At 65.0% G+C, this 25,946-nt stretch carries 23 protein-coding genes; 11 read left to right on the top strand and 12 right to left on the bottom strand.

Annotated elements, in window-relative coordinates:
- Nucleotides 1–48: 48 nt before the first annotated feature.
- Nucleotides 49–987, top strand: a complete 939-nt coding sequence (gene ku / locus QM590_RS05815; RefSeq protein ID WP_269594144.1) for a non-homologous end joining protein Ku — start codon at nucleotides 49–51, stop codon at nucleotides 985–987.
- 21 nt (nucleotides 988–1,008) lie between these two features.
- Here ku and QM590_RS05820 read toward each other — a convergent pair whose 3' ends face one another.
- The 7 genes from QM590_RS05820 to QM590_RS05850 are packed head-to-tail and all read right to left on the bottom strand — an operon-like array spanning nucleotide 1,009 to nucleotide 7,420.
- A complete protein-coding gene (locus QM590_RS05820) occupies nucleotides 1,009–1,401 on the bottom strand; it encodes a metal-sulfur cluster assembly factor (RefSeq protein WP_269594145.1) in 393 nt (130 codons plus the stop codon).
- Complete coding sequence (sufU, locus tag QM590_RS05825; RefSeq protein ID WP_269594146.1) at nucleotides 1,398–1,895, bottom strand: Fe-S cluster assembly sulfur transfer protein SufU; 498 nt, start codon at nucleotides 1,893–1,895, stop codon at nucleotides 1,398–1,400. Before sufU ends, QM590_RS05820 begins: the two co-directional genes overlap by 4 nt.
- Nucleotides 1,896–3,197, bottom strand: a complete 1,302-nt coding sequence (locus QM590_RS05830; protein WP_269594147.1) for a cysteine desulfurase — start codon at nucleotides 3,195–3,197, stop codon at nucleotides 1,896–1,898.
- A 2-nt stretch (nucleotides 3,198–3,199) separates the two neighbouring features.
- Nucleotides 3,200–3,976 (bottom strand): Fe-S cluster assembly ATPase SufC, encoded by a 777-nt coding sequence (gene sufC, locus QM590_RS05835; protein ID WP_094641863.1) that lies wholly within the window; start codon nucleotides 3,974–3,976, stop codon nucleotides 3,200–3,202.
- Between the two features lie 40 nt (nucleotides 3,977–4,016).
- Nucleotides 4,017–5,207, bottom strand: coding sequence for a Fe-S cluster assembly protein SufD (sufD, locus tag QM590_RS05840; RefSeq protein WP_269594237.1), 1,191 nt, complete (start codon nucleotides 5,205–5,207; stop codon nucleotides 4,017–4,019).
- Nucleotides 5,208–5,231: 24 nt separating this feature from the next.
- Entirely contained in the window at nucleotides 5,232–6,677 is a 1,446-nt protein-coding gene (gene sufB / locus QM590_RS05845) for a Fe-S cluster assembly protein SufB (RefSeq protein ID WP_032377835.1), read from the bottom strand.
- Nucleotides 6,674–7,420, bottom strand: coding sequence for a helix-turn-helix transcriptional regulator (locus QM590_RS05850; protein WP_411741293.1), 747 nt, complete (start codon nucleotides 7,418–7,420; stop codon nucleotides 6,674–6,676). Before QM590_RS05850 ends, sufB begins: the two co-directional genes overlap by 4 nt.
- Before the next feature lie 286 nt (nucleotides 7,421–7,706).
- Between QM590_RS05850 and mptB the strand changes: the two genes are divergently transcribed.
- From mptB to QM590_RS05870, 4 genes are read left to right on the top strand one after another with little or no spacing between them, the layout of a single operon-like run.
- Nucleotides 7,707–9,410: a polyprenol phosphomannose-dependent alpha 1,6 mannosyltransferase MptB gene (mptB, locus tag QM590_RS05855; RefSeq protein ID WP_411741292.1), complete on the top strand. Its 1,704-nt coding sequence runs from the start codon at nucleotides 7,707–7,709 to the stop codon at nucleotides 9,408–9,410.
- Nucleotides 9,407–10,351 carry an ABC transporter ATP-binding protein gene (locus QM590_RS05860; RefSeq protein WP_176460513.1) on the top strand — a complete coding sequence of 315 codons (945 nt, stop codon included), beginning with the start codon at nucleotides 9,407–9,409 and terminating at the stop codon, nucleotides 10,349–10,351. Before mptB ends, QM590_RS05860 begins: the two co-directional genes overlap by 4 nt.
- 2 nt (nucleotides 10,352–10,353) lie before the next feature.
- A complete protein-coding gene (locus QM590_RS05865) occupies nucleotides 10,354–11,148 on the top strand; it encodes an ABC transporter permease (protein WP_411741291.1) in 795 nt (264 codons plus the stop codon).
- A gap of 55 nt (nucleotides 11,149–11,203) precedes the next feature.
- Nucleotides 11,204–12,208 (top strand): COX15/CtaA family protein, encoded by a 1,005-nt coding sequence (locus QM590_RS05870; protein WP_149405823.1) that lies wholly within the window; start codon nucleotides 11,204–11,206, stop codon nucleotides 12,206–12,208.
- A gap of 139 nt (nucleotides 12,209–12,347) precedes the next feature.
- Here QM590_RS05870 and QM590_RS05875 read toward each other — a convergent pair whose 3' ends face one another.
- Nucleotides 12,348–12,719 carry a hypothetical protein gene (locus tag QM590_RS05875; protein ID WP_149405824.1) on the bottom strand — a complete coding sequence of 124 codons (372 nt, stop codon included), beginning with the start codon at nucleotides 12,717–12,719 and terminating at the stop codon, nucleotides 12,348–12,350.
- A gap of 136 nt (nucleotides 12,720–12,855) precedes the next feature.
- Here QM590_RS05875 and QM590_RS05880 point away from each other — a divergent pair, with 136 nt between their 5' ends.
- Nucleotides 12,856–13,821, top strand: a complete 966-nt coding sequence (locus QM590_RS05880; RefSeq protein ID WP_269594150.1) for a quinone oxidoreductase family protein — start codon at nucleotides 12,856–12,858, stop codon at nucleotides 13,819–13,821.
- Nucleotides 13,822–13,845: 24 nt separating this feature from the next.
- Here the strand turns inward: QM590_RS05880 and QM590_RS05885 are convergent, their stop codons facing one another.
- Nucleotides 13,846–14,853 (bottom strand): heme o synthase, encoded by a 1,008-nt coding sequence (locus tag QM590_RS05885; RefSeq protein WP_149405826.1) that lies wholly within the window; start codon nucleotides 14,851–14,853, stop codon nucleotides 13,846–13,848.
- A gap of 411 nt (nucleotides 14,854–15,264) precedes the next feature.
- Here QM590_RS05885 and tkt point away from each other — a divergent pair, with 411 nt between their 5' ends.
- From tkt to pgl, 5 genes are read left to right on the top strand one after another with little or no spacing between them, the layout of a single operon-like run.
- Nucleotides 15,265–17,364, top strand: a complete 2,100-nt coding sequence (tkt, locus tag QM590_RS05890; protein WP_269594151.1) for a transketolase — start codon at nucleotides 15,265–15,267, stop codon at nucleotides 17,362–17,364.
- A 3-nt stretch (nucleotides 17,365–17,367) separates the two neighbouring features.
- On the top strand, nucleotides 17,368–18,492 hold the full coding sequence (gene tal, locus QM590_RS05895; protein ID WP_149405828.1) for a transaldolase: 1,125 nt from the start codon (nucleotides 17,368–17,370) through the stop codon (nucleotides 18,490–18,492).
- Between the two features lie 6 nt (nucleotides 18,493–18,498).
- The gene (gene zwf, locus QM590_RS05900; RefSeq protein ID WP_269594152.1) at nucleotides 18,499–20,055 is read left to right on the top strand and encodes a glucose-6-phosphate dehydrogenase; all 1,557 of its coding nucleotides are present in this window, start codon (nucleotides 18,499–18,501) and stop codon (nucleotides 20,053–20,055) included.
- Nucleotides 20,052–20,960 (top strand): glucose-6-phosphate dehydrogenase assembly protein OpcA, encoded by a 909-nt coding sequence (gene opcA / locus QM590_RS05905; RefSeq protein WP_170946023.1) that lies wholly within the window; start codon nucleotides 20,052–20,054, stop codon nucleotides 20,958–20,960. The genes zwf and opcA overlap by 4 nt, the downstream gene beginning before the upstream one ends.
- Nucleotides 20,953–21,699 carry a 6-phosphogluconolactonase gene (gene pgl / locus QM590_RS05910; protein ID WP_269594153.1) on the top strand — a complete coding sequence of 249 codons (747 nt, stop codon included), beginning with the start codon at nucleotides 20,953–20,955 and terminating at the stop codon, nucleotides 21,697–21,699. The genes opcA and pgl overlap by 8 nt, the downstream gene beginning before the upstream one ends.
- 224 nt (nucleotides 21,700–21,923) lie before the next feature.
- Here the strand turns inward: pgl and ppc are convergent, their stop codons facing one another.
- The 3 genes from ppc to tpiA form a co-directional block, all read right to left on the bottom strand.
- A complete protein-coding gene (gene ppc / locus QM590_RS05915; RefSeq protein WP_269594154.1) occupies nucleotides 21,924–24,755 on the bottom strand; it encodes a phosphoenolpyruvate carboxylase in 2,832 nt (943 codons plus the stop codon).
- 51 nt (nucleotides 24,756–24,806) lie between these two features.
- Nucleotides 24,807–25,040 (bottom strand): preprotein translocase subunit SecG, encoded by a 234-nt coding sequence (gene secG / locus QM590_RS05920; protein WP_068050526.1) that lies wholly within the window; start codon nucleotides 25,038–25,040, stop codon nucleotides 24,807–24,809.
- A 119-nt stretch (nucleotides 25,041–25,159) separates the two neighbouring features.
- Nucleotides 25,160–25,945, bottom strand: coding sequence for a triose-phosphate isomerase (gene tpiA / locus QM590_RS05925; RefSeq protein WP_068050527.1), 786 nt, complete (start codon nucleotides 25,943–25,945; stop codon nucleotides 25,160–25,162).
- Between the last annotated feature and the right edge of the window lies 1 nt (nucleotide 25,946).

The raw sequence follows: 25,946 nt of genomic DNA on the forward strand, positions 1-25,946 counted from the left end.
TCTCGCCAACGGTCGACACGCGGGCGCCCGGTCGGCGATCATGGACAGATGCGCAGCATTTGGAAGGGCTCGATCGCCTTCGGACTGGTCAATGTTCCGGTGAAGGTCTACTCGGCCACCGAGCAGCACGACATTCGGTTCCATCAGGTGCATGCGAAGGACGGCGGTCGTATCAAGTACGACCGGATCTGTCAGGAATGCGGCAAGTCGGTGCAGTTCGCCGATATCGACAAGGCTTACGACTCCCCCGACGGTGAACGGGTCATTCTCACCGACGACGACTTCGACAAGCTGCCTGCGGCGGAGAAACACGAGATTCCGGTTCTCGAATTCGTGCCGACCGAGCAGATCGATCCGATCCTGTACGACAAGAGCTACTTCCTCGAGCCGGACTCTGCCTCACCGAAGGCCTATGTGCTGCTGCGCGAGACTCTCGAAGAAACAGAACGCACCGCGTTGGTGCATTTCACTCTGCGACAGAAGACCCGCCTGGCCGCACTGCGTGTGCGTGACGACGTCCTGGTGATCCAGACACTGCTGTGGCCGGACGAAGTCAGGGCGGCTGAATTTCCTTCGCTCGAGGACGCGCCGTCCGCGCGCCCGCAGGAAGTGAAGATGGCGACGTCCCTGGTGGAAAGCATGTCCTCGGAATTCGATCCGACCGAGTACACGGACGACTATCAGACCGAACTGCGCAAGCTGATCGACGAGACGCTCGCCAACGGCGGTGAGAAGGTCATCCACACCGACACGGAAAAAGACGACGACGGCGAAGACGCCGAGGTCGTCGATCTCGTGGCGGCCTTGCAGCGGAGCGTCGAGGCGGCCGGCAAGAACGCGAAGTCCGGTTCGGCCACATCGGCTCCGGAGAAGAAGGCACCCGCCAAGAAGGCAGCTGCGAAGAAGGCTCCGGCCAAGAAGGCGGCTGCGAAGAAAGCCTCGGCCAAGTCCGCCGACTCGAAAGCCGACGAAGCGAAGGGTGCGTGAGGGGGCCGATTCGGCCGTGCGTCAGACGGTGAAGCCGAGGGCCCTGAGCTGCTCGCGACCGTCGTCGGTGATCTTGTCCGGGCCCCATGGCGGCATCCAGACCCAGTTGATCTTGAGATCGGCGGCCAGTCCGCTGCGCACGAGCGCGCCGCGCGCCTGATCCTCGATGACGTCCGTCAACGGGCATGCCGCCGAGGTGAGCGTCATGTCGACGGTGACGATGTCGTCGGCGTCGATCTTGATGTCATACACCAGTCCCAGATCGACGACATTGATTCCGAGTTCGGGATCGACGACGTCGCGCATCGCTTCTTCGAGGTCCTCGAGCACCTTGATCTCGTCGGCGGTCAATTCCACCGGCGTGGTCTCGGCTGTAGTCGTCACTGCCTGCGTCGTCTCTGTTGCTTCGGTCATGATTGCTGTCCTCCGGAAAGTGCCGACTGGGCGGTCTCGCCCGTCGTGGCTGTCGAATCTGCGTCCACTACTTGAACAACCGCGTCCTTGAAAGCCATCCAACCCAGCAGAGCGCATTTCACGCGGGCCGGGTATTTGGCCACACCGGCGAATGCGATTCCATCGCCGATGACGTCCTCGTCACCCTCGACGGTACCTCTGCTGCCGACCATGTCACTGAATGCGTCTACCGTCTTCAGCGCGTCGGCCACGCTCAGGCCGACGACCTGATCGGTGAGAACGGACGTCGCTGCCTGACTGATCGAACAACCCTGGCCGTCGTACGAGACGTCTGCAACGGTGCCGTCCTCGATCTGCACGCGCAGGGTGACCTCGTCGCCGCAGGTGGGGTTGACGTGGTGGACCTCCGCGCCGAAGGGCTCACGCAGCCCACGGCCGTGCGGGTGCTTGTAGTGATCGAGGATCACTTCCTGATACATCTGTTCCATCCGCATCTAGAGCTGCCCTCCCCCGCCGTGGTCGTCGGAGCGAGCGGTTCCGAAGAACGATTGTGCGCGGCGAATCGCCTGTGCGAGAACCTGCACTTCCTCGACCGTGTTGTACAGCGCGAACGAGGCGCGCGCTGTCGCAGCCACACCGAACCGTCGGTGCAAAGGCCACGCGCAGTGATGCCCGACGCGAATGGCGACGCCCTCGTCGTCCAGGATCTGTCCGAGGTCGTGGGCGTGAATGCCGTCGACCACGAACGACACTGCCGAACCGCGGTCGACGTTCTCGGTCGGGCCGATCACGCGAACACCGTCGATTTTCGCGAACTCGGCGAGAGTTGCTGCGACCAAGGCTTTTTCGTGCGCGGCGATGACATCGATGCCGATGTTCTCCAGGTACCGCACAGCGGCACCGAGTCCGACGACCTGCGAGGTCATGGGAACCCCGGCCTCGAATCGTTGCGGAGGCGCTGCGAACGTCGTCTTCTCCATGGTGACGGTCTCGATCATCGAACCGCCGGTGATGAACGGAGGCATCGCTGCGAGGAGTGCAGCCTTGCCGTACAGCACGCCCACTCCCGAGGGACCAAGCATCTTGTGACCCGAGAACGCGGCGTAGTCGACATCGAGCGCGTGAAAATCGACCTTCATGTGTGGTACCGATTGGCATGCGTCGAGGACGACGAGCGCACCGACCGCCCTGGCTCGACGGACCAATTCCTCGACCGGGGCCACCGCGCCGGTCACGTTCGATTGATGCGTGAAGGCGAGAACCTTGACGGCGGAAGACAATTCGAGCGAGTCGAGATCGATGCGTCCGTCGTCGGTCACGCCGTACCAGCGCAGCGTTGCACCGGTTCGAGCAGCAAGCTCTTGCCACGGAACGAGATTGGCGTGGTGCTCGAGTTCGGTGACGACGATCTCGTCGCCGGGACCGAGGTGACGATCGAATCGTTGATCGGCAAGCACGTACGTCACGAGGTTGAGCGACTCGGTCGCGTTCTTGGTGAACACGATCTCGTCGACATCCGCCCCGACGAACGACGCGATGGCCGCGCGCGCACCCTCGTAGGCGTCGGTGGCCTCTTCGGCCAACTGATGCGCCCCGCGATGCACAGCGGCGTTGCACGTAATCAGGAACTCACGCTCGGCGTCGAGTACCTGCACGGGCCGCTGCGAAGTTGCACCGGAATCGAGGTACACCAACGGCTTCCCGTCGCGGACGGTGCGCGAGAGGATGGGGAAATCGCGGCGAACCGTGGCGACATCGAACGATGTCGCCACCGCCGCAGCTGCGGGTGCAGCCATACTCATGCTCCGGTGGTCGCGGCCTGCGCGTAACCGGCGTATCCGTTGGCTTCGAGCTCGTCGGCCAGCTCTGCACCGCCGGACTTCACGATTTCGCCGTTGACGAAGACGTGGACGAAGTCGGGCTTGATGTAGCGCAGGATGCGGGTGTAGTGCGTGATCAGTAGCACTCCGCCGTCTTCACGCTCCTTGTACTTGTTGACGCCCTCGGACACCACGCGCAGAGCATCGACGTCGAGGCCGGAGTCGGTCTCGTCGAGGATGGCGATCTTCGGCTTGAGCAGTCCCAGCTGGAGAATCTCGTGACGCTTCTTCTCGCCGCCGGAGAAGCCCTCGTTGACGTTGCGCTCGAGGAAGTTGGCCTCGATCTCCAATTCGCTCATGGCGGTCTTGGCTTCCTTGACCCAGTGCCGAAGCTTGGGGGCCTCACCGCGCACGGCGGTGGCGGCGGTACGCAGGAAGTTCGACATCGAGACGCCGGGCACCTCCACCGGGTACTGCATCGCCAGGAACAGGCCGGCACGGGCGCGCTCGTCGACACTCATCTCGAGCACGTCTTCACCGTCGAGAGTGATGGTGCCGGAGGTCACCGTGTACTTGGGGTGGCCCGCGATGGCGTAGGACAGCGTGGACTTGCCGGAACCGTTGGGCCCCATGATCGCGTGCGTCTCACCGGACTTCACGGTGAGGTCGACACCCTTGAGGATGTTGATGGGCTCCGCGGTCGAGTCGGAGTTGGCGACGCTGACGTGCAGATCGCGGATTTCGAGTGTGGACATCACAGTTCCTTTGTGCAGTCGAGAAAGGTTCGGGTGAGACCTACGCGCCGGCGACGGCGAGTTCGGTCTCGATGGCGGCGTCGAGACGCTCGCGTACGGCGGGGACCGGAATCTTGTCGATGATCTCGTGGAAGAAGCCGCGGACGACGAGTCGACGAGCAACCTCCTCCGAGATGCCACGAGCGCGCAGGTAGAACAGCTGCTCGTCGTCGAAACGGCCGGTGGCGCTGGCGTGGCCTGCTCCGACGATCTCCCCGGTCTCGATCTCGAGGTTCGGCACCGAGTCGGCGCGAGCGCCGTCGGTCAGGACCAGGTTCCGGTTGAGCTCGTAGGTCTCGGTGCCCTCGGCCTCGGCTCGGATCAGAACATCTCCGATCCACACGGTGTGCGCGTCGACGGTTCCGGGTCCGGTTTCGCCCTGCAGCGCGCCCTTGTACATCACGTTGGACTTGCAATGCGGTGCCGAATGGTCGACGAGCAGTCGCTGCTCGAGGTGCTGGCCTGCGTCGGCGAAATACACACCGAGCATGTTCGCGTCGCCGCCGGGTGCGCTGTAGCGCACGGTCGGGCTGATGCGCACCAGATCGCCGCCGAGACTGACGTTGTAGTGCCGCAGCACGGCGTCGCGTCCGAGCATGGCGTGGTGTGCTGCGACGTGCACGGCGTCGGACTGCCAGTCCTGGATCAGTACGACGTGCAACTGCGAGCTGTCGCCGAGAACGAACTCGACGTTCTCGGCGTACGTTCCGCTACCCCGCTGGTCGATCACGACGGTGGCGCGAGCGAACGTGCCGAGCCTGATCTGCACGTGGCCGTAGGCGACGTGGTCGACACCGGGACCGTCGACGGTGATCTCGATCGGATCGGCCACCTCGACCTCGTTCGGCACGGAGACGATCGTGGCCTCGGTGAACGCCGAGAATGCCTGCGCGGCAATACGATCGGCCGGGACACCGGCCTTGCCCAGTCGCTCGTCGTCGCGGCCGACGGTCTCCACGACCACCGACTCCGGGGCGCCGACGGTGACCCGAGCGGCCCCGTCGGCGACAGCGGAACCGTCGTGCAAGCCGCGCAGCCGACGCAGCGGTGTGAAACGCCACTGCTCGTCACGGCCGGACGGGATCTCGAACGCATTCACGTCGTAGGACGTGAACTGAGCGCCCTTGTTCTCGACGAGCTTCGACTTGTCTTCCTTGGCCGACTCTGGATTCTCGGATGCCACAGCACCCATGACTCCGGTGAGGGGGTTGTTCACTTATCCGACCGACCCTTCCATCTGCAGCTCGATGAGCCGGTTGAGCTCGAGCGCGTATTCCATCGGCAGTTCGCGAGCGATCGGCTCGACGAAGCCGCGCACGACCATCGCCATGGCCTCGTCCTCGGTCATGCCGCGGCTCATCAGGTAGAACAACTGATCGTCGCTGACCTTCGAGACGGTGGCCTCGTGGCCCATCGACACGTCGTCCTCGCGGATGTCGACGTACGGGTACGTGTCGGAACGACTGATCGTGTCGACGAGCAATGCGTCGCACTTGACCGTCGAGCGCGAACCGTGTGCACCCTTGTTGATCTGGATCAGACCGCGGTACGACGTCCGGCCACCGCCGCGAGCGACGGACTTGCTGACGATGTTCGAGGACGTGTGCGGTGCCAGGTGCAGCATCTTCGAGCCGGTGTCCTGGTGCTGGTCCGGGCCTGCGAACGCGACCGAGAGAACCTCACCCTTGGCGTACTCACCGGTCATCCACACGGCCGGGTACTTCATGGTGACCTTGGAGCCGATGTTGCCGTCGACCCACTCCATGGTTGCGCCCGCCTCGGCCTTGGCACGCTTGGTGACGAGGTTGTAGACGTTGTTCGACCAGTTCTGGATGGTCGTGTAGCGGCACCGACCACCCTTCTTGACGATGATCTCGACCACGGCGGAGTGCAGCGAATCCGACTTGTAGATCGGTGCGGTGCAGCCCTCGACGTAGTGCACGTAGGCACCCTCGTCGACGATGATCAGCGTGCGCTCGAACTGACCCATGTTCTCGGTGTTGATCCGGAAGTAGGCCTGCAGCGGGATGTCCACGTGGACGCCCGGCGGGATGTAGATGAAGGATCCACCGGACCACACCGCGGTGTTCAATGCGGAGAACTTGTTGTCGCCTGCGGGGATGACGGTGCCGAAGTACTCCCGGAACAGCTCCGGCTGCTCCTTCAGGGCGGTGTCGGTGTCGAGGAACAACACTCCCTGGGCCTCGAGATCCTCACGGATCGAGTGGTAGACCACCTCGGACTCGTACTGAGCAGCGACACCGGAGACGAGGCGCTGCTTCTCCGCCTCGGGGATGCCGAGCTTGTCGTACGTGTTCTTGATGTCTTCCGGCAGGTCTTCCCACGTGGCAGCCTGCTTCTCGCTGGAGCGCACGAAGTACTTGATGTTGTCGAAATCGATGCCGTCGAGGTTGGAACCCCAGTTCGGCATCGGCTTGCGCTCGAACGTCTTGAGCGCCTTCAGGCGCGCCTCGAGCATCCACTCGGGCTCACTCTTCTTCTGCGAGATGTCCCGAACGACGGCCTCGGAAAGACCGCGCTTGGCACTCTCACCGGCTACGTCCGAGTCGGCCCAGCCGTATCCGTAGGTGCCGAGCGAGGCGATGGTCTCGTCCTGGGTCAGCGGCGCGGTGGGTGTCACCTGGTCTGGTGTGACGGTCATGCGGGCTCCTTCCGGAGGCGTGGGCGTTCTCCGACACGGAGCTGCGCGTCGGGAGTCTTCTTGTCGGAACTATTGGTGTTCGAGTACCGCGTCGGTGACAGCGGTACGTGCGTCGTGCATGCGCAATTGCCGTTGGCGATGGTCGCCAAACGCTGCACGTGCGTGCCGAGGATCTCGGCGAACGCGGTCTGCTCGGCCTCGCACAGCTCCGGAAACTCGGAGGCGACGTGCGACACCGGGCAGTGGTGCTGGCAGATCTGCACACCGTTGCCCACCTGACGGGTGGTGGCAGAAAAGCCCGCCGCGCTGAACGCGTCGGCGATCCGGTCGGCAGCGTCCTCCACGGCATGCGCATCGGAACCCGTGGCCGGCTCCACGTCGGCCACGATGGTGTTGACGCGTTGCCGCGCGAATGTCTCGATGGCCGCGTCCCCGCCGATCTTGCGTAACTGCCGCATGGCGGCACCGGCAAGATCGTCGTAGGTGTGGCCGAGACGGTTACGCCCGGCTGCGGTGAGCTGGAAGTGCTTCGCCGGTCGGCCTCGGCCCCGTTGCCGGGCACCTGCGGGGGTTGTGATGCGGGCCTCGCCCGCGTCGATGAGTGCGTCCAGGTGACGTCGGACACCCGCCGCGCTCAACCCCAGTCGAGTGCCGATGTCGGAGGCGGTGATGGGGCCTTCCTCCAGCAGCAGCGTGACCACTGCGCTCCGCGTCTGCCCCTCGGGCGCCGACGTGAGTCGCACCGACGAAACGCCTGCGCCGGAGGCCGACGACTCGACACTTCCCGGACGCACGAGCGAGCTCTCGGTTGTTTTCACAACACCAGTGTGACGGAATTGCTGTACTCGGTCCAGCAAGGGTGCCCTATGCGGGCTACTCACCCAGCGCGGTGGCCGATGCACATGTCGTCGGGTGGAGCACCGTGCAGGTGGTGACCGAGTGCCCCGCTACGCTCCCACTGTGCCATCGACCGACAGTGAGCCCAGTTTCGAGAGCTCACCTTCCGCGGGCGGTCCCGGTTCTCCCCCGGTGTCCGGCACATCGAAGTCCGCGCCGGCTGCATTCGTCCACAGGTTCGTCGTGGCCCCGGCACGTCGAGTCATCGGCCTCGAGCCCACGCCTCCGGGCGGGGTGGTCGCCACCCTGCACGGAGACGAGCAGGAGGCACCGGGGCTGAATCCGGCGGAGACGAACCAGCTCAGGAACATCCGCCGTTTCGGTGCCGCGGGCGCACTGCTGATGGCGATCGGAGCACTCGGCGCGGGCGCGCAGCCGGTGCTGCAGAACCCGATCGCAGGCGTCCGACTCCTGAGCCTGCCGTCCCGGATGGCGACCACCGCACTGACCGTCACGATGACCGGAACCGTCATCGTGGTGCTCGCGTGGTTGCTGCTGGGAAGATTCGCGTTGGGACGCTTGCGATCGGGAGCGACCCCGCGGCGACTCACCCGCTCCCAGATGGACCGCACGTTGCTGCTGTGGATCCTGCCGTTGTGCGTGGCACCGCCGATGTTCTCGCGCGACGTCTACTCGTACCTGGCTCAGAGCGAGATCACCGCACGCGGACTCGACCCGTACGAGGTCGGTCCGGTCGATGCACTCGGGGCCGACAACGTACTGACCCGAACGGTTCCCAACATCTGGCGGGAGACCCCGGCACCCTACGGCCCGCTGTTCCTGTGGATGGGGCGTGGCATCACGTACCTGACCGGCGAGAACATCGTCGCCGGCATCTTTCTGCATCGCCTGCTCGCATTGGCGGGCGTGGCGTTGATCGTCTGGTCGCTGCCCCGCCTCGCCCGACGCTGCGGGGTTGCGTCGGTGACGGCACTGTGGCTCGGTGCCGCGAATCCGTTGCTGCTCTTCCATCTGGTGGCCGGTATCCACAACGAGGCCCTGATGATCGGGCTGATGCTGGCCGGTACCGAACTGGCGCTTCGCGCGATCGAGCGCTCGGGTCCCCTCCGCAACAGCGATATCGCGTTCCTCGTCGGCGGTGCAGGCTTGATCGCACTGTCGTCTTCGATCAAGATCCCCTCGCTCATCGCGCTCGGCTTCGTGGGAATGGCCCTGTCGAGGAGGTGGGGCGGGACCCTCAGATCCGTGGTGTACGCCGCAATCCTGCTCGGCTCCATAGCCGTCGCGGTCCAAGTCGCGGTGAGCCTGGGCAGTGGGCTCGGCTTCGGCTGGATCAACACTCTGGGGACCGCCGGCGTGGTGCGCAGCTGGATGTCGATTCCCACGATTCTCGGGCTGGGCACCGGATTCGTCGGCGTACTCCTCGGCCTCGGCGACCACACCACCGCTGTGTTGGGTCTCACTCGCCCGATCGCTGCCGTCGTCGCGGGAATCATCGTCGTCCGCATGCTCATCGCCGTTCTGCGCGGCCGTCTGCATCCGGTCGGCGCACTCGGCGTCGCGCTCGGTGCCGTCGTCCTGTTGTTCCCCGTGGTCCAACCCTGGTACCTGCTGTGGGCGGTGATTCCGCTCGCGGCATGGGCCACCACTTCCTCGTTCCGGCGTCCGGCCATCGCCTTCTCGTCGTTGGTGAGTGTGATCCTGATGCCGAACGGCAGTGAGTATCAGCCGTTCCAGATCGTGCAGGCCGCAGTCATGACCATCCTGACGATCGCGGTGCTCTACCTGTTCACGCGAAACCGAATGCCGTGGCCCACCCGCACCGGACCACCGGCACGCGACCGCAGCGCAGACGAATACGCTGAGTCCTCGTGATCTCCGGGACGTCCGACGCGACGCAACCTGTCGTACAGCTGACCGACGTACGCAAGTCGTACGACGGTGTCAGTGCCGTCGACGGACTCAGCCTGAACATCGGCCCCGGCGAGGTTCTCGCACTGCTGGGCCCCAACGGTGCCGGAAAAACCACCACCGTCGAGATGTGCGAAGGATTCGTCGTACCCGACGGCGGCTCGGTCCGAGTCCTCGGACTCGACCCCGTCGCGCAGTCGGCGCAGCTGCGGCCACGCATCGGGGTCATGCTCCAGGGCGGAGGTGCGTACCCCGGTTCCAAAGCCGGCGAGATGCTCCAACTCGTCGCCTCGTACTCGGCCGACCCCCTCGATCCGGCATGGCTGCTCGACTGCCTCGGCCTCACCTCGGCCGTCCGCACCCCGTACCGGCGACTCTCCGGTGGGCAGCAGCAGCGGCTCGCCCTGGCGTGCGCCATCGTCGGACGACCCGAACTGGTGTTCCTCGACGAACCGACCGCCGGGCTCGACGCCCAGGCCCGGCTGCTCGTGTGGGAGCTGATCGACGCCCTGCGCCGCGACGGAGTCGGCGTTCTGCTCACGACACATCTGATGGACGAGGCCGAGCAGCTCGCAGACCGGCTGACGATCATCGACAACGGTCGCGTCGTCGCCTCGGGCACTCCCTCGGAGCTGACCAAGCAGGGTGCCGAGGGCCAACTGCGCTTCACCGCACCCCCTGGACTCGAACTCTCCATGCTCGACGCGGCTCTTCCCCCGGGGTACGTACCGTCGGAACCGACGCCCGGTTCCTATGTGGTCGCCGGTGTGATCGAGCCGCAGATCCTGGTGATCGTCACGTCCTGGTGTGCACAGCAGGACGTGTTGGCGACCGAACTGCAGGTCGACCAGCGCCGCCTCGAGGACGTGTTCCTCGAACTGACCGGCAGAGAATTGAGGAAGTGACCGTGCGCAGAGAAGCCCGGCTCGCCGACAACCGATTCGAGACAGGTCTGTTCGCGCCTCGCCCGCAGCCCGCGTCGGCTGCACGTATGTTGCTCGCGCAGACCCGCCTCGAGCTGAAGTTGTTGCTGCGCAACGGTGAACAGTTGCTGCTGACGATGTTCATCCCGATCACGTTGCTGATCGGATTGACCCTGCTGCCCTTCGGCGAGCTCGGCGTCGACCGCGTTGCCCGAGTGGTTCCGGCTGTGATGATGGTTGCCATCATGTCGACGGCGTTCACCGGTCAGGCGATCGCCGTCGGCTTCGATCGCCGCTACGGCGCTCTCAAGCGGCTCGGGGCGACACCACTTCCGCGGTGCGGCATCATCGGCGGCAAATCCGCCGCCGTGGTGATCGTGGTGGTCCTGCAGACGATTCTGCTCGGCTCGATCGGCGTCGCTCTCGGATGGCGCCCGAGCGCGACGGGGCTGTTGCTCGGTGCCGTCATCATCGCTCTGGGAACCGTCACCTTCGCGTCCATGGGGTTGCTGCTGGGCGGCACCCTGCGCGCCGAGATCGTGTTGGCGCTGGCGAACATCGCCTGGTTCGTGATGCTGGGCGTCGGCAGCGTGGTGTTCGTGGACGACCAGATCCCGCAGGGCCTGCAGAACGTGGCGCGCATCGTTCCGTCCGGCGCACTGGGCGAGGCACTGAGCAGGGGTGTGGCGTCGTCGTTCGACGTGTTCGGTGTGGTCGTCCTGCTGGTGTGGGCTGCGGTGTGCAGCACGCTCGCCGTGCGCACGTTCAAGTTCACCTGAGTCACGCTCGCTACCCAACGACGCTGTGTAGTTGATCGGCGTTTACCATCGTGGAGTGCCTTACCTCCTACGGAAGCTCTATGGCGTATTCCTGCGCGTCGTCGATCTCCTGCCACTGCCGTCGCTTCGTGTGCAGCGAATTCTGGCTTTCATCGCAATCCTGACGCAGGGCGGCATCGCCGTCACCGGTGCAGTCGTTCGCGTCACCGGATCCGGTCTCGGCTGCCCCACCTGGCCGCAGTGCTTCCCCGGTAGTTTCACTCCCGTCGGGGTGTCCGAGGTACCGATATTGCATCAGGCCGTCGAGTTCGGTAACCGCCTGCTCACGTTCGTCGTCGTTCTCGCGGCCGCCGCTGTCGTGATCGCAGTCACCAGGGCGCGGCGTCGTCGCGGAGTGCTGTTCTTCGCATGGCTGATGCCACTCGGTACCGTCGTGCAGGCCGTTATCGGCGGATTCACCGTGCTGACCGGACTGCTGTGGTGGACCGTCGCCGTTCACCTCGTCGTCTCGATGGCGATGGTCTGGCTGGCCACGCTGCTGTACGCCAAGGTGGGCGAGAGCGATGCGGCATCGGAGTCGACGCCGACGGTGCCCGGTGCTCTGCGAGCGCTGACGGGACTGTCCGGGATTGCTCTGGCGGGTGTGCTGATCGCGGGCACCATGGTGACCGGAGCCGGTCCGCACGCAGGCGACAAGAGCATCGAGGAACCAGTACCGCGCCTCGGTATCGAGATCGTGACGCTGGTGCACGCGCACTCGCAGTTCCTCGTCGGCTACCTGGCGTTGCTCGTCGGACTGGCTTTCGCCCTGTATGCCGTTCGTGCGCCCAAGACGGTCACGTTTCGACTCAATGTCCTGATCGTCCTGGTGTTGGCACAGTCTCTGATCGGATTGGTCCAGTACTTCACCGGAGTTCCGGCCGTACTCGTCGCCTTCCATGTGGCCGGTGCGGGCGCGTGTACCGCCGCAACCGCAGCCGTCTGGGCGGCCTGCCGAACTCGCGGCCCGGCCGCGGCCGACAAGATCGAGACCACCGAGGACGTCGCAGTTCACTCGTGACGATCGATCGATCTTCGAACAGGGTGGAGGGGCAGCCGACCTCCCCCTCAGATGGCCGACTGCCCCTCCACTGACTTCGACGCACCGGGTGCCCAGATGGTTCCCGCCTGATCGAACAAGTTTTGCGACTTGTCTCCGCTCAGACGATCGCCTGGTTACGCGCCTTCGGAAACTTCTTCTGATGGGCTACCCACCCGGCCATCTTCTCGTGGTGTCCGGGTGCCGGATTGACCGAACTGGTCAACTCGCGGTCCCATTCGGCCTCGGTCAACTGGTCGAGACCGTCGACGATCGCGCGGGCGATGGCGGTACTCGCCACCACCTGGTCCCCCAGAACTCCGTCGGCACCGACCATGGTGAGCCGAGTCCCGGCGCGACCGACCGGCTGAATCACCACGTCGGCAGAGTTGCCGTGGTCGGCGAGGAAGCTCTTCACCGCCGCGAGCGTTCCCTTGGGAACGTCGTTCGACTCGTTCTTCTCGATGCCCGCACTGTCGATTTCGGTAGCCATGCCGACACGATACCGAGACCGTTCGCAATTCCCGCATCGACCCGTCGAGTCGTTACTGATCGGTAACTTCGCCCGCGTGCGTGCATCGAGCGGATCCGTGCCACCGGGTGCGACGCGCCGGTGTAGAACGGTCTTCATGCGTGCCATTCGAATAGACAACACCGGCGGACCCGAGGTCATGAACGTCGTCGATGTTCCGATACCGACGCCAGGACCTGCTCAACTCCTGGTCAGGACGGACGCCATCGGCATCAACTACATCGATACGTACTTTCGGCGCGGCCTGTATCCGCGCGCACTCCCCTACGTTCCCGGCGACGAAGGGTCCGGAGTGATCGATCAGGTCGGGTCGGATGTCACGGACTTTGCTCCGGGAGCTCGCGTCGCCTGGGCCGCAGCACCCGGCAGCTACGCCGAATACGTCCTGGTGGACGCTTCGTCGGCCATCGCGGTTCCCGACGGCGTTCCGGCCGATCAGGCCGCCTCGGCGCTGCTCCAGGGCATGACTGCGCATTACCTGATCGAGTCCACCTATCCTGCCCAGCGGGGCGACACAGTGCTGGTACACGCAGGCGCAGGTGGCGTCGGACTGTTGTTGACGCAGATGGCGGTGGCGAAGGGCGTGAACGTGATCACCACGGTCTCCACGGATGCCAAGGCCGAGCGGTCGACGCAGGCCGGTGCCGCCCACGTGTTGCGCTACGAGGACGACATCGCCGCCCGCGTGCGTGAGATCACCGACGGCGAGGGTGTCCATGCGGTGTACGACGGCGTGGGCGCCGACACGTTCGAGGCGAGTCTTGCGTCGCTTCGGATCAGAGGGACACTGGCTCTGTTCGGTGCCGCGAGCGGTCCCGTCCCGCCCATGGATCCACAGCGCCTGAACGGCGCGGGCTCCCTGTTCCTGACCCGGCCCACGCTCGCACATCACATCCGAAACCGGGCCGAGCTGGAGTGGCGCGCCGGAGATGTGTTCGCAGCGATGGCCAGCGGAGCTCTGACGGTCGAGATCGGTGCGCAGTACGCGCTGGAGGATGCTGCTCAGGCCCACATCGATTTGGAGTCACGCAATACGATGGGGTCCATCGTGCTGGTTCCCTGACGCCGACTGTGCCGGACGGCTCGCTCAGGAAAGGATCTGAGCGAGCGTCTGCCAGCCCAGAACGGAGTCGACGGCCAAGCCGCAGAACACCAGTGCCAGGTATTCGTTCGAGAGAATGAACAGCTTGAGCGGCTTGACCGGAGTTCCCGCTCGCACGCCTGCGTAGAGACGGTGGGCCACGACGAGGAACCACACTCCCGAGGCCACAGCGACGGCTGCGTAGACGATGCCCGAGCCCGGGGCCAACGCGAGCGTTGCGGCAACCGTGGCCCACGCGTAGAGCACGATGTGCTTGGTGACCTTCGTTTCCGAGGCGACAGCAGGCAGCATCGGCACGTTGGCGGCCTGGTAGTCCTCCTTGTAGCGGAGCATGAGCGCCCAGGTGTGCGGCGGTGTCCACAGGAAGATCACCAGGAACATGACCAGCGCCTGCCACCCGATCGTGCCGGTCACGGCGGACCAACCGATCATCACCGGCATACATCCGGCCGCGCCGCCCCACACCACGTTCTGCGAGGTGCGCCGTTTGAGCACGAGCGTGTAGACGAAAATGTAGAAGCAGATCGTCACGACGGCGAGCACACCGCTGAGCAGATTCGTGGTGGCCCACAGCCAGAAGAACGAGAACACGCCCAGGACGAGCCCGAAGATCAGGGCGTGCGAGACGGGCATGGCACCGCGCGCGAGTGGGCGCTTCTCGGTGCGCTTCATCACCTTGTCGATGTCTGCGTCGACGACCATGTTCAGAGTGTTGGCGCTGGCTGCGGCCAGCATTCCGCCGAAGAGTGTGGTGAGGATCAGCCAGGGATCGACGTTTCCTCGGTCGGCCAGCAGCATCGCCGGAATGGTCGTGACGAGGAGGAGTTCGATGACCCGGGGCTTCGTGAGCGCGACATACGCAAGAAAGAGTGCGAATGCTCTGCGCGGGGCGGACGTCGCCGGCGCGGCCTGCGTGGGCTCACCCTCGTCGTCTGCTCCGAATCCGGGGCCGCCGGCGAAACCGTGTCCGCCCGGCTGCTGCCCAATTCGCACTGCGTCTCCTCGCACGACTGTCGTTCTCTGGCGCTCGGCCACTTGCTCGCATGCCACCGGCACGCGGGTTGACTCTCGATGGCGACACTTCGGCGCCTTCGCGCACGCGCCGACCCCCGCGTTCACTACCGCGGCAGCCGACGAACGTACGCCTACTACGACCGATGGTAGACGGCTGGGTTTGCACCTCCAATTCGCAGGGCACCCAAAGTGAGGAATACGTCGCCTACGAGTAACCCGTGCGCAATCGCCCGGGGGAAGGCACGACAGTAGGGTCGGACGGAACTAGGCTGGTGGGGGACGTCCTTCGGCACCGACTGCGTGCGCGCTCCACCCAGGCGCATCGCAGAGGTCGCCGAGCGACGATTCCTCGGAGCCACAACTCGAACGAATGTCAGGAGATTTCTGCTCGTGTCGATCACAGACGATATTGACGTCCTCACCACGGCGCACCACCCGAGCGACTGGACGGACCTGGACACCCGAGCGGTCGACACCGTTCGTGTTCTGGCAGCGGACGCAGTGCAGAAGGTCGGCAACGGCCACCCCGGAACCGCGATGAGCCTGGCCCCTCTCGCCTACACCCTCTTTCAGCGCACCATGCGCCACGATCCCACCGACACGCACTGGATCGGCCGCGACCGATTCGTCCTCTCGTGCGGTCACTCGAGCCTGACGCTGTACCTGCAGCTCTACTTGGGCGGCTTCGGACTCGAGCTCGCCGACATCGAGGCGCTGCGCACCTACAAGTCCAAGACTCCCGGGCACCCCGAGTTCCGCCACACCGACGGCGTCGAGATCACCACCGGTCCGCTCGGTCAGGGACTCGCCTCCGCCGTGGGTATGGCCATGGCGGCGCGCCGCGAGCGTGGCCTGTTCGATCCCGAGCCTGCACTCGGCGAGAGTCCGTTCGACCACTTCATCTACGTGATCGCCTCCGACGGCGACATCGAAGAAGGCGTCACGTCCGAGGCGTCGTCGCTGGCCGGTACACAGCAGCTCGGCAACCTGATCCTGTTCTACGACGACAACAAGATCTCGATCGAGCACTCCACCGACATCGCCCTGTCCGAGAACACGGCCGCGCGCTACGAGGCCTACGGCTGGCACGTGCAGGTGGTCGAGGGCGGCGAGAACGTCACTGCCATCGAAGAAGCCGTCGAGGCTGCCAAGGCTGTCACCGACAAGCCGTCGATCATCGTCCTGCGCACCATCATCGGTTTCCCGGCCCCCACCATGATGAACACCGGTGCTGTTCACGGTGCCGCACTGGGCGACGAGGAGATCGCGAAGGTCAAGCAGGCACTCGATTTCGACCCCGCCAAGACGTTCGAGGTCACCGACGAGGTCATCGGCCACACCCGCAAGCTGCAGGAACGCGGCCGTAAGGCCCACGCCGAGTGGACCGTCGAATTCGACGCCTGGGCCGCGCGCGAGCCCGAGCGCAAGAAGCTACTGGACCGCCTGACCCAGGGCACGTTGCCCGAGAACTGGACCGACGTTCTGCCCACCTGGGAGCCCGGCAGCAAGGCCGTCGCGACCCGTGCGGCGTCGGGCGAGGTTCTCAACGCCGTCGGACCTGTCCTCCCGGAGCTGTGGGGCGGCTCCGCCGACCTGGCCGGCAGCAACAACACCACGATCAAGGGTGCGAAGTCCTTCGGCCCCACGTCGATCTCCACCGACGACTGGGACGCCGAGCCGTACGGCCGCACGCTGCACTTCGGCATCCGTGAGCACGCGATGGGTGCCATCCTGTCCGGCATCGTCATGCACGGCCCGACCCGTGCCTACGGCGGAACGTTCATGCAGTTCAGCGACTACATGCGGCCGGCCGTTCGACTGGCGTCGTTGATGGACATCGACCCCATCTACGTGTGGACGCACGACTCCATCGGCCTCGGCGAGGACGGCCCGACGCACCAGCCGGTCGAGCATCTCGCCGCGCTGCGGGCCATCCCCAACCTGTCGGTGGTACGCCCCGGTGACGCCAACGAAACCGCATTCGCATGGCAGGCCGTGATGGCCAAGTCCAGCAGCAGCGGACCCGTCGGTCTCGCGCTGACGCGTCAGGGCATCCCGATTCTCGAGGGCACCAGCTACGAGGGCGTCTCGAAGGGTGGATACATTCTCGTCGAGTCGTCCAAGGCGACCCCGGACGTCGTCCTGATCGGCACCGGCTCCGAGCTGCAGTACGCCGTGGAGGCGCAGAAGCAGCTCGAGGCGCAGGGCATCGCCGCCCGCGTCGTCTCGATGCCGTGCGTCGAGTGGTTCGAGAGCCAGGATCAGAACTACCGCGACCAGGTGATCCCGCCCACCGTCAAGGCCCGGGTGTCGATCGAGGCCGGCATCGCGATGCCGTGGTGGAAGATCGTCGGCGGCTTCGGCGAGATCATCTCGCTCGAGCACTACGGCGAATCTGCCGACGCTGCAACACTTTTCCGCGAGTTCGGCTTCACGGCAGAGGCCGTCACCGCAGCCGCACAGCGCTCCATCACCAATGTGAAGGGATAATTCATGACCCAGAACAAGAATCTTGCAGAGCTCTCCGCCGCCGGCATCTCGGTATGGCTGGACGACCTGTCCCGCGACCGCATCCGCTCGGGCAACCTCAAGGACCTGATCGACACCAAGAGCGTCGTCGGAGTGACCACCAACCCGTCGATCTTCCAGGCGGCCCTGAGCACGGGCGAGGCTTACGACGAGCAGGTGAACAAGCTCGCCGGTGAAGGTGCCGACGTCGAGACCACGATCCGCACGGTCACCACGGACGACGTCCGGGAAGCATGCGACATCCTGATGCCTCAGTACGAGGCGAGTGCAGGCGTCGACGGCCGGGTGTCGATCGAGGTCGATCCCCGCATGGCCCACGACGCCGACAAGACGTACGAGCAGGCCGTCGAGCTGTGGAAGATCGTCGACCGCCCGAACCTGCTCATCAAGATTCCGGCCACCGAGGCAGGAATTCCCGCTATCGCCAAGGTGATCGGCGAGGGCATCAGCGTCAACGTCACGCTGATCTTCTCCGTCGAGCGCTACGAGCTGGTGATGAACGCATACCTCGAGGGTCTCGAGAAGGCCCGCGCGGCCGGTCACGACCTCGACAAGATCCACTCGGTCGCGTCGTTCTTCGTCTCCCGCGTGGACAGCGAGATCGATTCCCGGCTCGATGCGATCGGCACTCCCGATGCCGAGGCGCTCAAGGGCAAGGCCGCGCTGGCCAATGCTCGTCTCGCATACGTGGCGTACCAGCAGATCTTCGAGGTCGCTCCTCGGTTCCGCGAGCTCGTCGGCAGTGGCGCACGTCCGCAGCGTCCGCTGTGGGCCTCGACCGGCGTCAAGTCCGACGCCTACCCCGACACCATGTACGTCACCGAGCTCGTCTCGCCGAACACGGTGAACACGATGCCGGAGAAGACCATGGACGCGGTTGCCGATCACGGCGAGATCGTCGGCGACACGGTCTCGGGCAAGGGACCGGAATCCCAGGAAATCTTCGACCGCATCTCGGCGCTCGGTATCGACATCTCCGATGTCTTCCTGACGTTGGAGAACGAAGGCGTCCAGAAGTTCGAGGCTGCCTGGAACGAGTTGCTCGAGGCCACCGGCGAGCAGCTTCGCCAAGCAGGTCAGAAGAGCTGACCGACTGTGCCCACCGCAGAAACCGAACCTCTCCACTCCGCGGACTGGCTCAACCCTCTCCGCGACGCCCGAGACAAGCGGCTCCCCCGTATCGCGGGCCCGTGCAGCATGGTCATCTTCGGGGTGACCGGCGATCTCGCGCGTAAGAAGCTCATGCCTGCGGTGTACGACCTGGCGAACCGGGGGCTGCTACCCCCCGGTTTCGCCCTGGTCGGATTTGCCCGACGGGAATGGCAGAACCAGGACTTCGCCAAGATCGTGCACGATTCAGTGCGCGATCACGCGCGAACACCGTTCAGCGAGGAGGTGTGGAACACCCTCGCCGAAGGATTCCGGTTCGTCCAAGGCTCTTTCGACGACGACGCCGCGTTCGACGAGCTGTCACGGACGCTGACCGAACTCGACGAGACCCGCGGCACCGGCGGGAATCACGCCTTCTATCTGTCCATCCCGCCGAGCGCGTTCCCGGTAGTCCTCGAGCAGCTGTCGCGCTCGGGCCTGGCGCAGAGCAAGGACGGCAATTGGCGACGCGTCGTCATCGAGAAGCCGTTCGGACACGATCTGCAGAGTGCGAAAGAGCTCAACGCGGTCGTGAACCGAGTGTTCCCCGAGGACACCGTGTTTCGTATCGACCACTATCTCGGCAAGGAGACGGTGCAGAACATCCTGGCACTGCGCTTCGCCAACCAGCTGTTCGATCCGATCTGGAATGCGCATTACGTCGACCACGTTCAGATCACGATGGCCGAGGACATCGGATTGGGCGGTCGCGCAGGGTATTACGACGGAATCGGTGCCGCCCGCGACGTCATCCAGAACCACCTTCTGCAGCTTCTCGCCATCACTGCGATGGAGGAGCCGGTCAGCTTCAACCCCAAGGAGCTGCAATCGGAGAAGATCAAGGTGCTCTCGGCCACCAAACTCGCCGAGCCACTCGATCGAACCTCGGCGCGCGGTCAGTATGCCGCGGGGTGGCAGGGCAGCCAGAAAGTGAAGGGCCTCAAGGAGGAAGAGGGCTTCGACTCCGAGTCGAACACCGAAACCTACGCCGCCATCACCCTGGAGGTGGATACGCGACGCTGGGGTGGGGTGCCGTTCTACCTTCGGACCGGCAAGGCACTCGGGCGTCGGGTCACCGAGATCGCAATGGTGTTCAAACGCGCTCCGCACCTACCGTTCGACGCCACGATGACCGAGGAACTCGGTCAGAACGCGTTGGTGATCCGAGTCCAGCCCGACGAGGGCGTGACGATGCGGTTCGGCTCCAAGGTGCCGGGCTCGAGCATGCAGGTGCGCGACGTCAGCATGGACTTCAGCTACGGCCAGGCGTTCACCGAATCCTCGCCCGAGGCGTACGAACGCCTCATCCTCGACGTGCTGCTCGGTGAGCCGTCGCTGTTCCCGGTCAATGCCGAAGTGGAACTGTCGTGGAAGATCCTCGACCCCATTCTGGAATTCTGGGCTTCCGGCGGCACCGCGGAGCCGTACGAAGCCGGTACCTGGGGGCCTTCCTCGGGTGACGAGATGATGCACCGCACCGGACGCGAATGGAGAAGACCGTGATTGTCGACATCCCCGCCACGACGACGGCCGAGGTCGGCAAGAAGTTGGTGGAGGTGCGCGAAGCAGGCGGTGCGGTGACCATCGGCCGGGTGCTGACACTGATCGTCGCCAGCCGTGATCCGGCCAAGGCCGAACGGGCGATCGACGCAGCGAACGAGGCCAGCCGCGAGCATCCGTGCCGCGTCATCGTGCTCATCCACGGAGACCGATCCGCCGAATCGAGCCTCGACGCACAGATCCGTGTGGGCGGAGACGCCGGTGCATCGGAGGTCGTGGTGTTGCGCCTGAACGGCGAACTCGCCGATCACGAGCACAGTGTGGTGATCCCGTTCCTGCTGCCCGATACCCCGATCGTGGCGTGGTGGCCGGACGAGGCACCGACCGTTCCGGCGAAGGATCCGCTGGGACGCTTGGCAATTCGCCGGATCACCGATGCCACGAACTCGCCCGACACCACGGCGACGATCAAGGGTCGGCTCAGCAGCTACACCGAGGGCGACACCGATCTCTCCTGGAGTCGCATCACGTACTGGCGCGGCCTGTTGGCCACCGCGCTCGACCAGGCTCCGTTCGAGGCGGTCGTCTCGGCCACGGTGTCCGGACTGGCCGAGGAACCCGCACTCGACATCCTGGCAGGTTGGCTGGCCGCCAAACTCGACGTGCCGGTCCACCGCCGTGCGGGTGAGCTGAAGGTGGAGCTGATCAGAGAGAACAGCAGCATCTCGCTGACGCGTCCGCAGACCGGCAAGACCGCAACCCTGCGACGCACCGGTCAGCCCGACGCGGAGGTCGCACTGGCGCGTCGCAACACTCGCGAGTGCCTCGCCGAGGAACTGCGCAGACTCGACACGGACGAGATCTACGAACTCGCCCTGCACGGACTGTCGAAAGTGAGCTATGAGTAAGACATCGGTACTCCAGTACTTGGACGCGCAGGCCCTGGTCGACGCTGCACGATCTCGCTTCGTCGACGTGGTCACGGCCGCGCAGGCCGAGCGTGGCTTCGCATCGGTGGTGCTCACCGGTGGTGGCACCGGAATCGCGCTGCTGGAAGCGCTACGTGAGGACTCCGGATCGATCGACTGGGGCAAGGTCGACATCTACTTCGGCGACGAACGCTTCCTGCCCTCGGGTGATCCCGAACGCAACGAGGTCCAGGCCTCGGAAGCGCTCCTCGATCACGTCGATGTTCACCCGGATCGGGTGTTCCGGATGGCCGCATCCGACGGACCACACGGAAGCGACCCCGAGGTGGCCGCCGCAACGTACGCACAGATCCTGCATTCCGGATCGGAGGGTGAGCCGACGCCCCGGTTCGACGTCCATCTCCTCGGAATGGGCGGCGAAGGCCATATCAATTCACTCTTCCCCCACACCGATGCAGTGCGTGAGCAGCACCGCTTCGTCGTGGCGGTCGAGGACTCCCCCAAGCCCCCGCCGGTGCGCATCACACTGACGCTGCCTGCGGTTCGCCGCGCACAGCACGTGTGGTTGCTCGTCTCGGGAGCGAACAAAGCCGACGCCGTCGCCGCTGCGGTGGGCGGAGCCGATTCCGACGACGTCCCGTCGGCAGGCGCGCTCGGCACCGAATCGACGGTCTGGTTCGTCGATGCAGGCGCTGCGTCCAAGCTGGACACCGTCTGATCCCACCCGACTAATCGGGGTCGGCAGCGTCGGGGTCACATCCGGGCCGCTCGCAGTCGTAGTCGCCGACGCTCCGGGCATATCCTGATATCGAACGACCGATCCGCCTACTGCTCATGCGGTAGGCGGATCCGTCTCTCCAGGTATCGATCGAACTGCTGCACTGCGTCATACCTCGTTGGACGCGATCGACCGACAACCGGTTCCTCGCCCCTCGTGCGTGGCTAACCGCTGTTGCGCAGCGCCGTCGCGAGACCGTTCATCGTCAGCAGAATTCCTCGCTTGACCCGTTCGTCGTCGTCACCGTTGCGGTATCGACGCAGCATCTCGACCTGCATCTGATTCAGTGGCTCGAGGTACGGGAAGCGATTGTGCACCGAGCGCTCGAGCGACGGGTTGTCTTCGAGCAGGCGACTGTGACCGGTGATCTTCAGGTACATCCGCACCGTCGTGGCATGTTCGGCTTCGATCATCCCGAAGATCCGCGCGCGCAGGTCCGCGTCGGGAACCAACTCCGCGTACCGAGCCGCGATGCCCAGATCCGATTTCGCCATGACCTGCGCGAGGTTGGACAGAACGGTCTGGAAGAACGGCCACTTTCGGTACAGCTCGGTCAGCACCTCGAGTTTGGATTCGTCGTCGCCGACCCACTCCTCGAATGCCGAACCGGTGCCGTACCAGCCGGGCAGCATCACGCGGCACTGACTCCACGACATCACCCAAGGAATGGCACGCAGGTCGTACACCGAGTTCGTCGGCTTTCTCGATGCCGGACGGGAGCCGATGTTCAGCTCACCGACCTCGGCTACCGGCGTCGACGTTCGGAAGTACTCGACGAAACCGGGCTCCTCGTGCACCAGCCGGCCGTAGGCCGCACGCGCCTTCGCGGCGAGGTCGTCCAGGATGTCGTATGCGGCTTCTGCGCCGTCTCCGAGACCCTCCACATCCAGCAGAGTCGATTCGAGAGTTCCCGCGACCAGAGACTCGAGGTTTCGGCGCGCTATGGACGGCTCGGCGTATTTCGCCGCGATGATCTCGCCCTGCTCGGTGAGCCGCAACGATCCCTGTACCACTCCGGGCGGCTGCGCCAGGATCGCGTCGTAGCTGGGACCGCCGCCGCGGCCGACCGTACCGCCTCGACCGTGGAACAGCCGCAAGCGAATACCCGTCTTGCGTGAGGCCTCGAGCAGATCCAGCTCGGCGCGGTACAGCGCCCAGTTCGCCGCGAGGTATCCACCGTCCTTGTTCGAGTCCGAATACCCCAGCATGACTTCCTGGTTCATGCCGCGCCCAGCGACCAGCGCGCGATAGATCGGAACGTCGAGCGTGGCGAGCAGGGTCGCGGCACCCTGCTGCAGATCCTCGATGGTCTCGAACAGTGGCACGACACCCACCGTCGACGTGGGTGCCGAGCCGTCGGTGCCGGGGTCGAAGATGCCCGCTTCCTTGAGCAGCAACGCCGCTTCGAGCATGTCACTGACCGACTGACACATGCTGATGACGTAGTTCTGGATGGTGTCGGGGCCCAGGTGGTCGATGGCCTCCTTGGCGGCCCTGACGATGCCCAGTTCCTTGGTGGCGAGCTCACTCAGTTGCGCGTTGGGGCCGACCAGCGGCCGCCTGGTCGCAAGATCCTGCGACAGAACCGCGACCCGCTCGTCCTCCCCGAGGGACATGTAATCGGAGTGGACACCGGCCCAGGCCAACAGCTCGGCGACCACCTCTTCGTGTGTCTCGGAGTTCTGCCTCATGTCCAACGCCTGCAGATGGAATCCGAACGTCTCGACCGACTGCCGAAGCCGGAGCAGACGATCATCGGCGATCAATGCATCCCCGTCGGCCCGCAGAGCCCGATCGATGACGTCGAGGTCGTCGAGAACGTCTTGCGGACCGGCGTACTTCTGCGCACCGAGGTCGATCCCGGAGACCGGCACCGCGTCGAGCACCGCCCGGGCGGTGGCCGTGAGCCGCGCCCGGATACCGGCGACGGCGACGCGATACGGCTCGTCCGATCGACGGTCGTCCGGCTCGGTCGATGCGCCGGCCAGAGCCTTGAGATCCTCGGTGACATCCACCAGACGCGCGGACATCGACAATTCCTTCTCCAGCGCGACCAATTCGTCGAGGTAATGCTCGAACGCCACGTATCCCGCTTGATGGGTTGCGGTGTGGACCACCTCTGCGGTCACGTTCGGATTGCCGTCGCGGTCGCCGCCGATCCAGGAACCGGGCCGGAGAATGGGGCGAGGCAGTAGATCGTCCTCGGGCCACCGTGCCCGCAGCGCTGCCCGCACGTCGGCGTTCAACGCCGGCATGACATCGAACAGGGAGGACTCGAAGTACCGGAGGCCGACTTCGATTTCGTCCTGAATCCTCAACCGCGACAACCGAATCAGAGCCGTCTCCCACAGGGTCAGTACTTGCCTGCGGATCTGCACGTCGATGGCGGCCAGTTCCTTCGCCGCAGTGGCGGCCTTGCCCTCACGTGCCGCAGCGGCGACATCGCGGCGCCGCATCAGCTCGGTGATCTTCGACTGCACATCGAACACGGTGCGTCGACGTGTTTCGGTTGGGTGCGCGGTGATCACCGGCGCGACCAACGCATCTGTCAGGGCCGCGGCCACCTGCTCACGCGACGGTGCTGCGGCATCGATCTTGAGCCAGGTGGCGTCGAGACTGCTGTCCTGTGGCGGGTCCTCGCGGTCGAGGTGAATCGCTCGACGACGTTCGCGGTGCAGGTCCTCGGCAAGATTGGCCAGCAGCGAGAAGTGACTGAACGCGCGAATCAGTGGAACTGCCTGTGCCACTTCGACGTCGGTGTAGCGACCGACGGAATCGTCGCGTTCTATCTCCGACCTGCGTACCGCGAAGGATTCGACGCGAGCCGACTCGATCAGCTCGAAGACGTCGTCGCCCTCGTGCTCGCGAATGATCTCACCCAGGATGCCGCCCAGATAGCGGATGTCCTCACGGAGAGGCTCTGTCAACTCCCGACCCTGAGCTGTCGGTGGGACGAAGGCTGGGGAACCGACTGACTCGTAGGAGGATTCGCTCATCCACCCAGTATCGTCGCTCCGTCACCAACTCGCACTCGGAGCCGAATCCGATCAGGTGTATTTGATCTCCAGACCGATACCGAGGATGGCGATGAGCCAGATGATGCCGGTGAAGACCGTGAGGCGATCGAGGTTCTTCTCGACAACGGTGGAACCGGAGAGGCTGGACTGCACTCCGCCACCGAACAGGCTGGACAATCCGCCGCCCTTGCCGCGATGCAGCAGGATCAGCAAGATCAGTGCCAGGCTGGTGACGACCAGCAGAATATCCAGAAACAGATCCATGTCCACCTCAAACTCGATTCGATGCCTTCAGCAGCCTACCTGGCCCCGCGAACGGCTTCGGACACCCCGCCGAAGCGAGGTGTCCGAAAACCGTTCGGTACAGCGTTGCCGATGGCCGATCAGGGCAGGGGTCCACCTGCGGCGATGGCCGACAACGTGGCGAACTCGTCCGCCTTGAGCGAGGCGCCACCGACGAGGGCACCGTCGACATCGGGCTGTCCGACGATCTCGCCGACGTTCTTCGCGTTGACCGAGCCGCCGTAGAGCACTCGCACGCCCGCGGCGACCTCGTCCGAGGACAGCGCCTTCAGTTCCTCACGAATGGCACCGCACACTTCCTGAGCGTCCGACGCCGACGCGACCCGGCCGGTACCGATGGCCCATACCGGCTCGTAGGCGATGACGACCTTGGAGATGTCGTCGGCCGACAGTCCTTCGAGCGACCCGCGCAGCTGTGCCACGTTGTAGGCCACGTGCTCGCCGGCCTCACGGATGTTCAGACCCTCGCCGATGCACACGATCGGAGTGAGCCCGTTCTTCAGGGCCGCCTTCGTCTTGGCGAGCACGACGGCGTCGTCCTCGCTGTGCAGCGTGCGTCGCTCGGAGTGACCGACGACGACGAAGGTGCACCCCAGCTTGGCCAACATCGATCCGCTGATCTCGCCGGTGAAGGCACCCTTGTCCTCGGACGAGACGTCCTGTGCACCGTAGGTGAGCAGCAGTTTGTCGCCCTCGACCAGGGTCTGCACGCTGCGGATGTCGGTGAACGGCGGGATCACCGTCACGTCGACCTTGTCGAAGTACTTCTCGGGCAACGAGAATGCGATCTTCTGCACCAGCGAGATGGCCTCGAGGTGGTTGAGGTTCATCTTCCAGTTGCCCGCGATGAGCGGCTTACGTGCCATG

Origin of the sequence: Rhodococcus sp. IEGM 1372 (assembly GCF_030056835.1) — a bacterium.
GTDB lineage: Bacteria > Actinomycetota > Actinomycetes > Mycobacteriales > Mycobacteriaceae > Rhodococcoides.

Bases quoted from the DNA above. Each gene is read 5' to 3' on its own strand.
- ku (WP_269594144.1), top strand. From the start codon at position 49: ATGCGCAGCATTTGGAAGGGCTCGATCGCCTTCGGACTGGTCAATGTT.
- QM590_RS05820 (WP_269594145.1), bottom strand. From the start codon at position 1,401: ATGACCGAAGCAACAGAGACGACGCAGGCAGTGACGACTACAGCCGAG.
- sufU (WP_269594146.1), bottom strand. From the start codon at position 1,895: ATGCGGATGGAACAGATGTATCAGGAAGTGATCCTCGATCACTACAAG.
- QM590_RS05830 (WP_269594147.1), bottom strand. From the start codon at position 3,197: ATGGCTGCACCCGCAGCTGCGGCGGTGGCGACATCGTTCGATGTCGCC.
- sufC (WP_094641863.1), bottom strand. From the start codon at position 3,976: ATGTCCACACTCGAAATCCGCGATCTGCACGTCAGCGTCGCCAACTCC.
- sufD (WP_269594237.1), bottom strand. From the start codon at position 5,207: ATGGGTGCTGTGGCATCCGAGAATCCAGAGTCGGCCAAGGAAGACAAG.
- sufB (WP_032377835.1), bottom strand. From the start codon at position 6,677: ATGACCGTCACACCAGACCAGGTGACACCCACCGCGCCGCTGACCCAG.
- QM590_RS05875 (WP_149405824.1), bottom strand. From the start codon at position 12,719: ATGGCTACCGAAATCGACAGTGCGGGCATCGAGAAGAACGAGTCGAAC.
- QM590_RS05880 (WP_269594150.1), top strand. From the start codon at position 12,856: ATGCGTGCCATTCGAATAGACAACACCGGCGGACCCGAGGTCATGAAC.
- tal (WP_149405828.1), top strand. From the start codon at position 17,368: ATGACCCAGAACAAGAATCTTGCAGAGCTCTCCGCCGCCGGCATCTCG.
- pgl (WP_269594153.1), top strand. From the start codon at position 20,953: ATGAGTAAGACATCGGTACTCCAGTACTTGGACGCGCAGGCCCTGGTC.
- ppc (WP_269594154.1), bottom strand. From the start codon at position 24,755: ATGAGCGAATCCTCCTACGAGTCAGTCGGTTCCCCAGCCTTCGTCCCA.
- secG (WP_068050526.1), bottom strand. From the start codon at position 25,040: ATGGATCTGTTTCTGGATATTCTGCTGGTCGTCACCAGCCTGGCACTG.
- tpiA (WP_068050527.1), bottom strand. From the start codon at position 25,945: ATGGCACGTAAGCCGCTCATCGCGGGCAACTGGAAGATGAACCTCAAC.